General features: G+C 47.2%; 12 protein-coding genes. 5 read left to right on the forward strand and 7 right to left on the reverse strand.

What is annotated here, in order from left to right:
• From pgeF to hpt, 4 genes are all read right to left on the reverse strand, one after another.
• Complete coding sequence (gene pgeF / locus BLU47_RS06420) at positions 1-756, reverse strand: peptidoglycan editing factor PgeF (protein ID WP_091960034.1); 756 nt, start codon at positions 754-756, stop codon at positions 1-3.
• The gene (gene obgE / locus BLU47_RS06425; protein ID WP_091960037.1) at positions 749-1,918 is read right to left on the reverse strand and encodes a GTPase ObgE; all 1,170 of its coding nucleotides are present in this window, start codon (positions 1,916-1,918) and stop codon (positions 749-751) included. The genes pgeF and obgE overlap by 8 nt, the downstream gene beginning before the upstream one ends.
• Entirely contained in the window at positions 1,919-2,491 is a 573-nt protein-coding gene (locus BLU47_RS06430) for an adenylate kinase (RefSeq protein WP_091960184.1), read from the reverse strand.
• Positions 2,492-2,619: 128 nt separating this feature from the next.
• Positions 2,620-3,159, reverse strand: coding sequence for a hypoxanthine phosphoribosyltransferase (hpt, locus tag BLU47_RS06435; RefSeq protein ID WP_091960039.1), 540 nt, complete (start codon positions 3,157-3,159; stop codon positions 2,620-2,622).
• A gap of 91 nt (positions 3,160-3,250) precedes the next feature.
• Here hpt and BLU47_RS06440 point away from each other — a divergent pair, with 91 nt between their 5' ends.
• Entirely contained in the window at positions 3,251-4,762 is a 1,512-nt protein-coding gene (locus BLU47_RS06440) for an NAD(P)H-hydrate dehydratase (protein WP_091960041.1), read from the forward strand.
• Positions 4,763-4,829: 67 nt separating this feature from the next.
• Here the strand turns inward: BLU47_RS06440 and BLU47_RS06445 are convergent, their stop codons facing one another.
• The 3 genes from BLU47_RS06445 to BLU47_RS06455 all read right to left on the reverse strand — a co-directional run bounded on the left by BLU47_RS06445 (position 4,830) and on the right by BLU47_RS06455 (position 8,323).
• Positions 4,830-5,831, reverse strand: coding sequence for a class II fructose-bisphosphate aldolase (locus BLU47_RS06445; RefSeq protein WP_091960044.1), 1,002 nt, complete (start codon positions 5,829-5,831; stop codon positions 4,830-4,832).
• A gap of 177 nt (positions 5,832-6,008) precedes the next feature.
• Positions 6,009-6,686, reverse strand: a complete 678-nt coding sequence (locus BLU47_RS06450) for an MIP family channel protein (RefSeq protein ID WP_091960046.1) — start codon at positions 6,684-6,686, stop codon at positions 6,009-6,011.
• 92 nt (positions 6,687-6,778) lie between these two features.
• Positions 6,779-8,323: a glycoside hydrolase family 43 protein gene (locus BLU47_RS06455; protein ID WP_091960049.1), complete on the reverse strand. Its 1,545-nt coding sequence runs from the start codon at positions 8,321-8,323 to the stop codon at positions 6,779-6,781.
• Positions 8,324-8,477: 154 nt separating this feature from the next.
• Between BLU47_RS06455 and BLU47_RS06460 the strand changes: the two genes are divergently transcribed.
• The 4 genes from BLU47_RS06460 to BLU47_RS06475 all read left to right on the forward strand — a co-directional run bounded on the left by BLU47_RS06460 (position 8,478) and on the right by BLU47_RS06475 (position 14,762).
• Positions 8,478-9,452 (forward strand): YqiA/YcfP family alpha/beta fold hydrolase, encoded by a 975-nt coding sequence (locus tag BLU47_RS06460; RefSeq protein WP_091960052.1) that lies wholly within the window; start codon positions 8,478-8,480, stop codon positions 9,450-9,452.
• A gap of 2 nt (positions 9,453-9,454) precedes the next feature.
• On the forward strand, positions 9,455-12,223 hold the full coding sequence (locus tag BLU47_RS06465) for a ligand-binding sensor domain-containing protein (RefSeq protein ID WP_176780482.1): 2,769 nt from the start codon (positions 9,455-9,457) through the stop codon (positions 12,221-12,223).
• Between the two features lie 169 nt (positions 12,224-12,392).
• Positions 12,393-13,610 (forward strand): glycoside hydrolase family 5 protein, encoded by a 1,218-nt coding sequence (locus tag BLU47_RS06470; protein WP_091960187.1) that lies wholly within the window; start codon positions 12,393-12,395, stop codon positions 13,608-13,610.
• 63 nt (positions 13,611-13,673) lie between these two features.
• A complete protein-coding gene (locus tag BLU47_RS06475; protein ID WP_176780483.1) occupies positions 13,674-14,762 on the forward strand; it encodes a glycoside hydrolase family 5 protein in 1,089 nt (362 codons plus the stop codon).
• Positions 14,763-14,784 lie beyond the last annotated feature (22 nt).

The following is a 14,784-nucleotide window of genomic DNA, read 5'->3' on the forward strand; positions in this document are numbered from 1 at the left end:
TTATTTTAATAGGATTCCTGTATAGATACGCCCTGACTGGATACCCAGTCGGCGCGCAGAGAAATAGTGATCATACTGCTGATAGGTACAAATGTCAGACAATTGGATGTTCGCCATAGGCACTCCAGCTTCTATCAGCTGAAGACTGTTACAAACAGGCAGGTCAATATGCCATTTGGCTTCGTGTCTACTGATTAACGACATGTCAAAGCCCGCCTCAGCAAATTGGTCGTAGACCTCATCACCCACCTCAAAGCTATCGAGTGAGATGCCTGGTCCAATAACAGCTTGCAAATCGGCAGGAGCACTTGCATAGGCTTCTCCCATAGCAGTTACTGCTTTCTGCACTATACGCAGCACCGTTCCTCTCCACCCAGCATGTACAGCACAAACGGCATGGTGTCGAGGGTCGTAAAGCAATATGGGGATGCAATCGGCAGTAGAGACTCCGATGCACAACTGAGGAACATTGGTCATCAATGCATCAACACCCTCTATCGTCTCATGCGGGGGCTCGTCAATACGACGAATCTCTGTCCCATGAACCTGATGAGGCATCACCAGATGATCACACGATATATCCAATAAACCACAAAGCGCAACCTTGTTAGCAGCAATATGCAACTCATCATCACCACAGTAGCCATTGATGTTAAATGCAGCATAGTTTCCTTTGCTGCATCCTCCATGGCGTGTCGTACTGAAAGCCGTCACACCCGCACCCAAATGATAATATGTGAGTTGGGGACTATTCATCCTCTGTGTATTCAAAGTCCTCGTAGTCCTCAATATCCTCTATCTCATCGTCAGCGATATACTCAATATCCTCGTCCTCACCCTCTTCTGCCAATTCGTCGGCAAAACGAGTCATATCCTTATCACGGTGAACGAGTGTGTCTTCTGCCATGACAGCAGCCAACTTATTACTTTCTGCATTCAGTTCACGCCATAACACGTCTTTCAGCTCATCCAACCCTTTGTTGGCAACGGCAGATATAAATACGCAGGGCAAATCATCAGGCAGTGTCTCACGTAACATCTCTACCAGTTCATCATCTAACAGGTCGCACTTCGTGATAGCCAGCACCCGATGCTTATCCAGCATGTCAGGATTGAACTGACGCAATTCGTTAAGCAGGATCTCATACTCACGCTTGATATCGTCCGTATCACCTGGTACCATAAAAAGCAAAAGCGAGTTGCGTTCTATATGACGCAGGAAACGAAGTCCGAGCCCCTTTCCTTCAGACGCGCCTTCAATAATACCAGGAATGTCAGCCATCACAAAAGACTTATTGTCGCGATAGCCTACTATTCCGAGCGAAGGTTCCATTGTGGTAAAAGGATAGTTTGCTATCTTTGGACGAGCATTGGAGAGTGAAGATAGCAAAGTCGACTTTCCTGCATTTGGAAAGCCTACCAGTCCGACGTCAGCCAGGAGTTTTAACTCTAAAATGATAGTCATCTCCTGCATCGGCTCACCAGGTTGAGCATAGCGAGGGGCCTGGTTGGTAGCAGAACGAAACTGGAAATTGCCCAATCCTCCACGACCTCCTTTTAGCAGGACTATCTCCTGACCGTCATAGGTCACATCACATACATACTTTCCTGTCTCTGCATCGTAGACCACCGTACCACAAGGCACATCGATATAGATGTCCTTGCCGTCAGTCCCATGACACTTGTCCTTACCACCATTGCCTCCATGCTCAGCAAAGATATGCCGCTCATATTTCAGGTGCAACAGCGTCCAGTAATTGTGGTTTCCACGCAAGATGATGCTACCACCCTTGCCACCGTCTCCACCATCTGGGCCTCCGTTGGGGTTATACTTCACATGACGAAGATGCATTGATCCCCGTCCGCCCTTGCCCGAACGGCACATGATTTTTACGTAGTCTACGAAATTACTTTCCATTTACAGATGATCTATTACCTGCTGAATATCCCCAAAGATACGTTCAAGCGTACCATGTCCGTTGATGTGATAATGCAACCCTTCCTTCTTATACCATTCGATAAGGGGTTGTGTCTGCGAATGATACACGACAAGGCGTTTCTTGATAGTCTCCTCATTGTCATCAGCACGTCCACTATCCTGACCACGTTTGATGAGTCGCTGCATCAGTTCATCCTCCGGAACATCCAACTCTATCATTGCTGCCACCTTGTCACCACGCTCGTCAAGCATTTTCTTCAAAGCCTCTGCTTGCGGAATAGTGCGGGGGAAACCATCGAAAATGACACCTTTGTGGCCACGTCCGTAGGAGTCGTAGACTTTTGCCAAAATGCTAATCATCAAATCATCAGGTATCAAATTTCCTTTGTCAATGTAGCTCTGGGCTGTCTTACCTAGTTCTGTACCTTTTTTGATTTCGTTACGAAGCACGTCGCCTGTAGAAATATGTCCCAGGCCATAGTGCTCAATCATTAGGTCACTCTGTGTTCCCTTTCCTGAACCGGGAGCACCAAAAATTACGATGTTCTTCATCCTGATTTTTACCTTTTTAATGTCTTGTTTAATATTGGTTGTCTTTCCGTTTTTATACCACAAGTCCGTCAAGAGGTCGCTTTGACGCGCCTCTACATCACTGGGCAAATGGGGTAGTTTGATTTGTCTCATTCTTCTACGAGTGTGAAAATTTCCTTCAGATTGCGGCCTTGCTGGTCGTAATCCAGTCCATAGCCAACGATAAAGTCGTTGGGAATAGAGAAAGCCGCATACTTGATGTCCAGAGGCTCTTTCAGCTTATCTGGTTTAACAAAGAGCGTGCATATATCTATTGAAGCAGGATTGCGAGTTCCCAAAGACTCGACCATCTGCTTCATCGTAGCGCCAGTATCAACAATGTCTTCCACGATGATGACGCTACGACCTGTCAGGTTTTCATTGATGCCAATGACTTCCTTCACCTTGCCTGTTGATGTTGTTCCTTGATAAGAAGCCAACTTGACAAATGATATTTCACAAGGTATTGTCATCTCACGCATCAAATCTGCCGCAAAGATAAACGATCCATTCAATACGCCAAGGAAAAGCGGGTTCTTGCCTTCCATATCGTGGCTTACTTGTTTAGCCAACTCTTTGATACGCTGTTTAATCTCAGCTTCGGATATCGACGTTTGAAACGTTTTATCCTTGATTTTCACTATGCTCATGGTTCAAAAAATGAAATTTGGCACAAAATTACTAAATTTTTAGCAAAGAATAGGCAACAATTAGCATATTTTTCGTATTTTTGCACTCATCATGAAGATTTTTACCAGTGCTCAGATACATGAGCTTGACAAATATACCATCGAACATGAGCCTATCGCCAGCCTTGATTTGATGGAGCGCGCAGCCAAGGCACTCACCCGTTCCATTATGGAAATATGGCCCACAACAACTCCCATTGTCGTCTTCTCAGGACCAGGCAACAATGGCGGCGATGGACTGGCAGTTGCCCGCTTGTTAGCAGAGGAAGGCTACCAAGTTTCTGTCTACTTGTTCAATATCAGCGGCCATCTATCCACTGAGTGTGCAGCCAACAAGAAACGTCTTGAGGATTGTAAGCGCATCCATACGTTTGTGGAAGTCGTCCAAGAGTTTGACCCACCCGTATTAGAGAAAAACATGTTGGTGGTTGATGCCCTTTTCGGCTCTGGCATCAACAAGCCTTTGGCGGGCGGATTCGCCGTTCTAGTCAAATACATCAATGCTTCTTTAGCGCAAGTAGTCAGTATCGACGTACCCTCAGGTCTGATGACGGAAGACAACACCTATAACGTGCGCGCTCACATCATCCGTGCAACGATGACCTTGACTCTCCAACAGCCTAAATTGTCTTTTCTCTTCCCTGAGTTTCAACAGAACATCGGACAGTTGCGCATTCTGGACATCCGACTGAGTCAAGAAGGTACCGACCGCATCGAGACCCCTTTTATGGTAATCGAGGAAACTGACGTGCGTTCACGAATCCTTTCAAGACCTCCATTTGCCCATAAGGGGCAGATGGGAAACGCCATGCTCATTGCGGGTAGTTATTGTATGGCAGGAGCAGCAATCCTGGCTGCCAAGGCTTGTCTTCGCGCAGGTGTCGGAAAGGTCACAGTGAACTCACCCAAGCGTAACATTCCCATCTTGCAGACCTCCGTACCAGAGGCAGTTATTCAGATGGGCAACGACGAGACCATTTTCGCAGAAGCCATAGAGGCAGAAGACTATCAAGCTTTGGGAATCGGCCCTGGATTAGGACAGACCGAACAGACAGCCATTGCCGTTATCGCTCAGCTCCGACGCACCCAATGTCCCATTGTGGCTGATGCCGACGCTCTCAACATCCTAGGCAGCCACCGTGCCTGGATACAACAGTTGCCAAAGGGCACTATCCTGACGCCACACCCCAAAGAGTTCGACCGACTGGAAGGACACTCCGCCGATAGCTATGAACGACTGACAAAAGCACGAAAACTAGCAGAACGCATACAAGGCTATGTAATTGTCAAGGGGCGCTATAGTGCCATCTGCATGCCCGATGGTCAGGTACTGTTTAATCCAACAGGCAATGCCGGTATGGCAACAGCTGGAAGCGGAGACGTTCTGACTGGTATCATCACCGCCCTCCTAGCTCGTGGCTACAAGCAACAAGATGCTTGCATCGTAGGAGTTTACCTGCATGGGCTTGCTGGTGATTTGGCCGCACAAGCCCTTGGAGAGGAAAGTCTGATAGCCAGTGACATCATTCAATATCTTCCACAAGCTTTCAAACGACTACAATAATAACGAAAACAAAAAAAAGCAGACTCCTTAATAGAATCTGCTTTTTTGTTATAGCAACGCTAAGAGATTAGGCGAGTTTGCCGTCAGAACCCAGAACGTTGACAATCTTGTGGATGTACATCTTCTTCATGTTCTCACGAGCGGGCTTCAGATACTGGCGAGGATCGAAGTGATCAGGATGTTCAGCCAGATACTGACGGATAGCTGCAGTCATAGCCAAACGAGAGTCAGAGTCAATATTAATCTTGCAAACTGCGCTCTTAGAAGCCTCACGCAACTGCTCCTCGGGGATACCTACTGCATCGGGCAGGTTGCCACCAAACTTGTTGATAGTATCCACCTCGTCCTGAGGAACTGATGAAGAACCGTGGAGTACGATGGGGAATCCAGGGAGTTTCTTCTCAATCTCGTGCAAAACGTCGAATGCCAAGGGAGGAGGAACAAGCTTGCCAGTCTTCGGATCACGAGTGCACTGCTCGGGCTTGAACTTGTAAGCTCCGTGAGAAGTACCGATAGAGATAGCCAATGAGTCGCAACCTGTACGGGTAGCGAAGTCAATAACCTCTTCGGGCTTGGTGTAGTGAGACTCCTCAGCAACAACCTCATCCTCAACACCGGCCAACACGCCAAGCTCAGCCTCAACAGTTACATCATACTGGTGAGCATACTCTACAACCTTCTTGGTGAGTGCGATATTGTCCTCATAAGGCAGTGAAGAACCGTCAATCATGACAGAAGAGAAGCCCATGTCGATACAATCCTTGCAGAGCTCGAAGCTATCACCGTGGTCCAGGTGAAGCACGATTTCAGGATGCTCGCAACCCAGTTCCTTAGCATAAGCTACAGCACCCTCAGCCATGTAACGCAGGATTGTTGCGTTAGCATAGTTACGAGCACCCTTAGACACCTGCATGATAACGGGTGACTTTGTTTCAACAGCAGCCTGAACGATGGCCTGCATCTGCTCCATGGTGTTGAAGTTGAAGGCAGGAATAGCATAGCCACCGGCTACGGCCTTCTTGAACATCTCGCGGGTATTGACAAGACCCAAATCTTTGTAATTTACCATAATTGTTTACTTTTTATTGTTAGTTAAAAATTTATCTGACTGCAAAGATAAGCAATTCTTTTTGAAAACAAAAAAGAATAAGGCACGGATTACACAGTTTTCACGGATTTTAAACTTTTCCGTGACACTATGTAATCCGTGTCTATGGAAAATGCAAACTAAATGTTGCAATTCGATTTATTTCTCTGCAGGTTCTATCAGTTTCCAGATGCAAGCAGCAAGTGCGCCACCGACAAATGGGCCAACGATGAAGATCCAGAGGTTTGCCAATGCCGTGCCGCCCTGGAAGATAGCAGGAGCCAGAGAACGAGCAGGATTGACAGAAGTACCGGTATAGCGGATACATACTAAGTGAACCAATACGAGGCTCAGACCGATAGCCAGACCTGCGAAGTTGTTGGTAGCGCCATTGGTCTTGGCTGTTGCGCCCAATACAACGAGTACGAAGACACAGGTAAAGATAATCTCAGCCAACAAGCCACCCAGCATGCTGACATTAGCCTGAAGGTCGTTAGCACCCGTTCCCTCCAGTCCAGGAACATTGGCTGTCAGTATGTAGAGCAAAAGCGAACCGATGAAGGCGCCAATACACTGGAACACGATGTACATGCATCCTTCCTTGGCATCCATGCGACCGGCGATGATGCAGCCCAGCGTGATAGCGGGGTTGATATGGCAACCTGAGATACCGCCAATGGTGTAGGCCATAGCGACAACAGCCAGACCGAAGGCAAAGGCAGTACCCACCACAGCGGGAATGTTGTTAATAGGATTACAACCCAGGCTGACAGCAACGCCGCAACCCATCAGTACGAGCACCATGGTGCCCACCATTTCTGCTAAATACTTTTTCATAATGCTTTATAGTTTAACGGATTAATATTTTAGTATTTTAACGCAAAATTACACATTTTATTTTATATGACCAAGTAAAAACGCAAAAATCATTACTTTTCGGTATAATCGAAATAACGGAAGGCTACCCTACCCTCGCCTTCGACAAACATGCCGAGGGTGACGCCAGTAAACCCACCCACCACTTCAGTACTGACCAGCGAGCATTCGTGACTGGCAACTTGTTTCCAATCACCACCAGCTTGTGCATATTCAAACAGGTAATGCTTTCCGTCTGAAGTTATTCGCAAACGGACTTTTCCTTTCAATAGACCGGAGTCTTCGCCCATCTGCTCGCCTTGCAACGATTTTACCTGATATCTCATCTTGACAGCCACCGAGCCTGTCTGGTATTTCTCTAACGTCAAGTCCAAATGTCCGTCGTTAATCTGATAGACCGTGAGACCTGCCTCTGTGCCAAAGTCGAGTTGCTCTGTATCTATCTCAGTTTCAACCACCACACGGGCACTTTCCTGGCGACGTCCCAAGAAGGTAGGCTGCTGGTTTTCGGTCAGCGTGCCATGTGCCTTCATCCACAGCAGACCGTCAAATTGATAGTTGCCGACAATAGGATTCTGCAAGTATACCCACTCAGCCCCTAACGTACCTTTATTAAATACGGTATGCGTATGATGGCGCCAAGGTTGCTGCGGAGCCAGTGTCTTTACCTGCATCAGGGTATCGACCGGTTTGCCGTCGTTGACGATGGGCCATTGTCCACGTTTCCACTCTACAGGTACAAGACAAGTCTCGCGTCCGATATGATGGTATGCTCCTCCATAGTTACGATAAGCCAGGAAGACCATCCACCAACTGCCATCAGCAGCGTCGACGAAATCGCCATGCCCTGTTCCCTGAATCTGCATTGTCTGGCCTGCCAGAGAGCAGTTGGTCAACAATGGGTTATGGGGATTGGGCAAATACGGACCGTCAATCTTCTTGCTACGAGCTATCGTCAGCCGATGAGCCAACTCGGTACCACCTTCCGAGATTAACAGATAGTAATAGCCATCTTTCTTATAGAGATGAGGACCTTCAGGATAGCGACCACCTGTTCCGCGCCACAATGCTTTGCTCGCCGTTAGCTGTTTTCCAGTTTTGAGATCTATCTCACAAAGCATGATGACATTGTCAGGGTTGCTGACCATATAGCACTTGCCATTTTCAAACCACAACGAAGGGTCGATGCCTTGCTGCTCAAGCCAGATAGGGTCGCTCCACGGGCCTGCAGGATTACTGGCAGTCACCATGAAATTGCCGCCATTACCTACATTGGTGGTTATCATATAGTAGGTTCCTTCATGATAGCGTATGGTGGGAGCATAGATACCCAACCATGAAGAGGTGCCCTTCAAGGGCAATTGACTCTCGCGGTCCAGAACATTACCTATCTGTTCCCAATTCACCAAGTCCTTGGAATGATAAATGGGCACACCAGGGAAATACTGGAATGAAGAATTAACCAAGTAGAAATCGTCGCCTACCCTGCAGACTGAAGGGTCTGGATGGAAACCGGGGATTACGGGGTTACGCAACGACTGGGCACTTACAACAAGCGCCATGAGTACAACAAGCAACAGAATGACAGACTTTTTCATTGTTCTTAGGTTTATTGTGTGCAAAGTTACACAATTATTGAGAAAAACACAAAAGGAAAGCATCTTTTTCTTTTGTATAGGCATCTGGCAAAAAGCCATACAAATTCCTTCTTTTTCTTCCAATGTTTCAAAAAAAAGCAGTAACTTTGCACTCATGACAAAAGAGAATCCATATATCAAGCAGTATCCTGAACTGATGGCAGGCAAGACGTTGTTATATTGTCACGGCTTTGCCAGCAGTGGTCAGTCAGGCACCGTTGCCCGATTGCGTGAAGTGATGCCACAGGCCAAGGTAATTGCTCCCGACCTGCCCGTCAAGCCGCAAGAAGCTATTGACTTGCTAAAAAACATCTGCCAACAAGAGCAACCATCACTCATCATAGGAACCTCGATGGGAGGCATGTATGCCGAACAACTGCGAGGCTATGACCGCATCTGCGTCAATCCGGCTTTAGAGATGGGCGAGACAATGAAGGCGCACGGTATGACAGGTACACAGCAGTTCCAGAACCCTCGTCTGGATGGCGTTCAGGAATTCTACGTGGACAAGGCATTGGTCAAGGAATACAAAGACCAGTCGGAACATCGCTTCGAAGGCATTACGGACGAAGACCGTCAACGTGTCTACGGACTCTTTGGCGACGAAGACACCACAGTCGACACCTTCGACATGTTTCACGAAGTCTACCCCAATGCACTCCACTTCCACGGTGAGCACCGCATGAACGACCGTTCGTTCATGCACAGCGTAGTTCCCGTCATCCGTTGGATTGACGATCTTCAAGAGAAACGTGAGCGTCCTATAATATATATAGGTATAGAATGTCTGTTGGATCACTACCAGAAACCCCTCTCGTCCGTCCAGAAAGCCATACGCATGCTGATTGAGCACTATCAGGTTTATTTCGTCGGGACAGAGGACATCAGCAGTTGGCTGACAGAGCACATCAACGTACCCGCCTGGCACCATACCATTTACACTTACCGTCGCGACCTGCTTTATGGCGATTACCTCATCAGTCAGCAGAAAGAAGGCGATACAATGGCCACCCTCTTGGAGTTTGGCTCCGAAACGTTCAAGACATGGGAAGACATCATAGAATACTTTTCAAGACTGGGAGGACAATAAGGATGAAGTACTGCAAATACCTGATGGTCCTCGTTGCCGTTACGACATCCGTTGTTATGATGGCACTGGACGTTAACGACTTCACCTTTTCTCATCTTGGACGCTCCGAGGGAATGCATAGCCAACGCATCTACGATATCTGCCAGAGTAACGACGGGGCGATATGGTGGTCAACCAAGAACGGTGTGGAACGCTACAACGGTGTCACGATCTCCCATTACCGACTCGGCAAGCAGGGTATATACAGCACTGATGGCGGACGATATATCAAGCTCAGGATCAACGAAACTCCCGATGGCGCTATGCAGTTGTATGCCTTTGACGATAAGGGCAGCATCTACATCTATAACGAAGCCACCGACCAATTCATCGAGGAGATGAACATACGCCAATTGATAGCTGGTGACGTCACGCTCAACGACATCCTCTTCACGCAACAAGGTATATGGACGGCAACCCACGATGGCATCTACCTGATTAACCATCAGAAAGCCAATGTGGTAACCAAGGGCGTGCGATGCAATTATATCATCAAGACTGGAAAGAAATTGCTTTTCTGCACGCGTGAAGGTGTCTATGAAACAGCTGCAAAGGCCACCTCAACAGCCAAGATACGCAAAATTGCCTCACAAGATATAGAGAGCGGTTATTATGACCCTATATATAATAAGGTGTGGCTGGGGGGATTCTCCAGTGGACTCTTTGTTTTAGAAAACAACGGCACGATAACACAAGTATCCGCTAAAGAGGATGGATGGCAACAACCTATACGCAGTATCTGTCCCTATAACAGCAAGATGATGCTGGTCGGCATCGACGGAAAGGGTATCCACTGGGTAAGCAGGAAACCCGACGCCCAAGGACAATATCAGACTGGCATACTTTTTGATGCCAACGAAGGACCACAAGGAGTACTGCATGGAAACGGCATATACTCCGTTATGATTGACTCATGGGACAATATTATTATCGGCTCCTATTCCGGAGGTATTGACATCGCTCGTCCTGTAGGCAGTACAGAAGCCACCTTCCGCCATATCCAGAATAACCAACAGAGTATTCTAAACGACCACGTTAACACCGTCATACAGTGCTCACCCTCCCTATTGGCAATGGGTACAGACAATGGGGTGAGCATGCTAAACACCCAGACTCGCCATTGGACACACTGTTGTCAGAAAGCCGTTGTCCTTTCACTTTGCAAGACACCTGAAGGAAAACTACTGGCTAGCACATACGGCAAGGGCGTCTATGAGATAACAGCAGAAGGAGCGCGTCAACTATATTCAATAGCCAATGGCATCCTGCAAGATGATCACGTATTCAAGCTTCTTTACGACCATCGCGGAACCCTGTGGATGGGTTGTCTGGAAGGTGCATTGGTAGAAAAAAGCAGTACTGGTGTTCGTTATCATCAGGTACGTAATGTCAACGATATGATGGAACTGCCCGATGGACGCATTGCCGTTGGTACCGCTTATGGCTTATGGACGGTGAACTCTGCAACGGGGAAGGTGGATGAGCTGAAATACCAGACGGCTGAGAGCGATGATACCAACCGTTTTGTACTCACACTTTTGATGAACGGCAGAGACGAGCTGTGGATAGGCACTGATGGAGGAGGTGTTTACATCTATAACCTACAGTCAAAACAGTGCTCGCAGTTGACAAGAGCAAACGGGTTGCCATCAAATAGTGTGCGCAGTTTGAGCCAAGACCGTTTTGGGCGCATCATGATGGCAACAGAACACGGACTTGCCTTCGTCAAACCAAGCCAACCGGACCATGTCGTTGATGTTAACTACTGCTACGGACTAGACTGTGAATACACCAATGGGGCTGCTGTAAACTTGACAAATGGACATTTGTTGTTTGGAACGACATCCGGAGCAGTCATCATCAACCCGGAGAACATTCAGGAAATCAACTATATCTCCCGTCTGCGACTAAAATCCGTCACTTGCGGCGACGATGACGATGACCATTTCAAAGAAGAAACCTACCAAATGCTGAAAGACGGGGAATTGGAACTTCCCTATAGCAAGCGGACCTTTAACCTGCGCTTCGAAAGCATTAATCTCCGCAACCAGTTTGACATTGTCTACCAATACAAAGTAGCCGATGGGGAATGGAGTCAGCCCAGCGAGCAACAACAAATCCGATTTACCAACTTAGAGTCAGGAGAGCATCAGCTATTGCTTAGATGCATCAGCCGCACTTGCGGTGCAACGCTTGACGAGGTGCAACTGACCATCCACATCAAGGAGCCTTGGTGGAATTCCTGGTGGATGAAGTTCGTTTACTTTTGCCTGATCCTGGTTGCTTTCTATGGTGCATGGCGAGTATACCAATTGCATACCAAATACATGCGGTTGGTTGTCAACAATCCCAAACTGAATGCCAACTATCAAGCCGCTATTCAGGAACAATCCGAAACATCTGCGGAAGAAAAGACGGACGAAGGTAGTGAATTCATCAGTAAAGTAACGAAACTGGTCATCGACAACCTGTCCGATACCGAATTCAGCATTGACCGCCTATGTCAGGAGATGGCTATGAGCCGTACACTTTTCTATGTCAAATTAAAAACCTATACGGGTAAGTCTCCTCAGGATTTCATCCGTATCATACGCCTGGAACGCTCCGCTGTTCTCTTGCGCAACCATCGTTCCGTCGCAGAGGTTGCAGCCCTGACTGGTTTTGACAATCCCAAGTATTTCAGTACGGTATTCAAGAAATATTTTGGGGTATCTCCCTCAAAATACCAATAGGAAAAGGTATAAAATCTATCAGAAAGAGGTCTGAAAACTATCATTGTCAGTTTTTAGACCCCTTTTTGTATGCTTTCTAACCCGCACATGCAAAAGAAGGTCTACTTTTGCAGCACAATTCACATTTCACATTATGATAAAACGAACTAAAAACCATTGTTTCTCATCTATGCGAAACTATTTTATCGGATTAGGGCTATCCCTATGCTTACCGGCTTGTTCTACACAAGCCGTTGAATACGACCAACAGTCTGAAGCAACTCATGAAGAGACGCAAGTTCCTACTGCCAAGGAATGGAACAAAGGCATTGTCGGTTGGAATCTCGGGAACCAGTTTGAATGTGCCGCTCCTGGACAAGACGGGGAGTCTATGGCTATCGGTATGGCAGACAATAGCATCAAGGCAGAAACGGCATGGGGCAATCCTGTTGTTACCAAAAAGGTTATCAAAGCTGTCAAAAATGCCGGTTTCAACGCAATCCGCATCCCTGTCCGCTGGCAATGTCATATTACCAATGCTCAAGCCATGAGCATTGACAAAGCGTGGATTAACCGTGTCAAAGAAGTAGTAGACTGGTGTCTGGACAACAATCTGAAGGTTATCATCAACACCCACCACGACAAATGGCTGGAAGGACGTCCCACCTATCAATATAAGGAAGAAAACAACCAAAAACTGGCACTGCTATGGCTGAACATCGCCAGTGAGTTTGCACATTACGATTACCGTGTTGCCTTTGCCGGCACCAACGAGGTGCACATCAAGGACAATTGGGGCAAGCCAACTGCAGAGAATCTGGCCGTACAAAACTCATATAACCAGACCTTCATAGACGTTGTGCGAGCTACAGGCGGAAATAACCTTCAACGTCATCTCATCGTACAAACCTATGTTTGTAATCCAGAATTCGGAATCAACAATGGTGATTTCATCATTCCCACCGACGTAGAAGGAAATGCAAACAATTACATGAGTGTGGAGTTTCACTACTACAATCCCTGGGATTATGCCGGTGAGTGTAAATACAACTTCTGGGGAGCCCCCTACAAGGACAAAGGTGAAGCGTCGCCAAGCAACGAGAAGACTATGACTGATTTCCTCGACAGAATAGTAACTACATGGGGCAACAAGGGCCTTGGGCTTGTCATGGGTGAATGGGGTGTCTCCGACCGCCAGAAGAGTGGCTTAACCGACCTTATTCATGAGAACATGACTTATTATTGCCATTTTCTTGTCAGCGAGACACTTAAGCGAAACATATCCACCTTCATTTGGGACAACAACAGCTTCGGCAGTGGTCCTGAGCATTTCGGCATCTTCGACCGCGGTGGTAATATGAAAGTAAAAGCGCCTTGGATCTTGAAAGGAATTTTTGAGGATAAATAATTAACAACCATACGAATAAATATGAAGAAAACCTTTTGCTTTATTACATGCATTATTGTTTGTATGTTATTGACGACATCATGTGCAACGAAGCATGAAACTGACGGGGTCAACGATTTTCGCATCCACCGTGGAACGAACCTGAGCCATTGGCTATCACAGTCGGAAGAACGTGGCGAAGCCCGTCAAAAGCACATCCAGGAAGACGACTTTGCCCGTCTGGAGTCTTTAGGCTTCGACTTCGTGCGTATCCCCATTGACGAAGTACAATTCTGGGATGAAGATGGCAATAAGTTACCTGAGGCATGGGACTTGCTTACCAACGCCCTCGACTGGGCTCGCAAACACAACCTGCGTGCCATCGTCGACCTGCACATCATCCGTTCTCATTATTTCAATGCGGTCAACGAAGGAAACAAGGATGCCAATACCCTGTTTACATCAGAGAAGTCTCAACAAGACCTGATCAATCTTTGGCAACAGCTGTCCGAGGCGCTACATGACTATAGTAACGACTGGGTAGCCTATGAGTTCATGAACGAGCCTGTAGCCGAAGAGCACGAACAGTGGAACCATCTCATTGTCAAAGTACATGCTGCACTTCGCAAGATAGAGCCTCAGCGTACTTTGGTCATTGGCAGCAACCTGTGGCAAGGTTACGAAACCATGAAATATTTGAAGGTCCCGGAAGGTGACAAGAACATCATTCTGTCTTTTCACTACTATAACCCGATGCTCTTGACTCATTACGGAGCTCCCTGGACACCTATCGGCAAATACACTGGTAAGGTTAACTATCCAGGCATACTGGTCTCAAAAGAAGACTACGATGCTGCGCCAGACGATATCAAGCCGGAACTAAAACCATATCTCACACAAGCATGGAATATTGACAAGATTCGGACTGACTTCAAAGACGCCATTGAAGTGGCCAAGAAATACAATCTACAGCTCTTCTGTGGCGAATGGGGTGTCTACGAACCCGTAGACCGTGAGTTGGCCTATAAGTGGACCAAAGACATGCTCACCGTTTTCAAAGAGAACAATATCGCATGGACCACCTGGTGCTATGATGCCGACTTCGGATTCTGGGACCAGCAGAAGCACGACTATAAGGACAAGGCTCTTGTAGACCTGCTAATGGCCGAATAATTCTGATTACACAATTCAAAAC

Source organism: Prevotella sp. tc2-28 (assembly GCF_900107705.1).
GTDB lineage: Bacteria > Bacteroidota > Bacteroidia > Bacteroidales > Bacteroidaceae > Prevotella.

Excerpts from the sequence above, each read along its gene's own strand:
- BLU47_RS06450 (WP_091960046.1), bottom strand. The coding sequence starts at position 6,686 with ATGAAAAAGTATTTAGCAGAAATGGTGGGCACCATGGTGCTCGTACTG.
- pgeF (WP_091960034.1), bottom strand. The coding sequence starts at position 756 with ATGAATAGTCCCCAACTCACATATTATCATTTGGGTGCGGGTGTGACG.
- BLU47_RS06440 (WP_091960041.1), top strand. The coding sequence starts at position 3,251 with ATGAAGATTTTTACCAGTGCTCAGATACATGAGCTTGACAAATATACC.
- BLU47_RS06455 (WP_091960049.1), bottom strand. The coding sequence starts at position 8,323 with ATGAAAAAGTCTGTCATTCTGTTGCTTGTTGTACTCATGGCGCTTGTT.
- BLU47_RS06430 (WP_091960184.1), bottom strand. The coding sequence starts at position 2,491 with ATGAAGAACATCGTAATTTTTGGTGCTCCCGGTTCAGGAAAGGGAACA.
- BLU47_RS06465 (WP_176780482.1), top strand. The coding sequence starts at position 9,455 with ATGAAGTACTGCAAATACCTGATGGTCCTCGTTGCCGTTACGACATCC.
- BLU47_RS06470 (WP_091960187.1), top strand. The coding sequence starts at position 12,393 with ATGCGAAACTATTTTATCGGATTAGGGCTATCCCTATGCTTACCGGCT.
- BLU47_RS06445 (WP_091960044.1), bottom strand. The coding sequence starts at position 5,831 with ATGGTAAATTACAAAGATTTGGGTCTTGTCAATACCCGCGAGATGTTC.
- BLU47_RS06460 (WP_091960052.1), top strand. The coding sequence starts at position 8,478 with ATGACAAAAGAGAATCCATATATCAAGCAGTATCCTGAACTGATGGCA.
- BLU47_RS06475 (WP_176780483.1), top strand. The coding sequence starts at position 13,674 with ATGTTATTGACGACATCATGTGCAACGAAGCATGAAACTGACGGGGTC.
- hpt (WP_091960039.1), bottom strand. The coding sequence starts at position 3,159 with ATGAGCATAGTGAAAATCAAGGATAAAACGTTTCAAACGTCGATATCC.
- obgE (WP_091960037.1), bottom strand. The coding sequence starts at position 1,918 with ATGGAAAGTAATTTCGTAGACTACGTAAAAATCATGTGCCGTTCGGGC.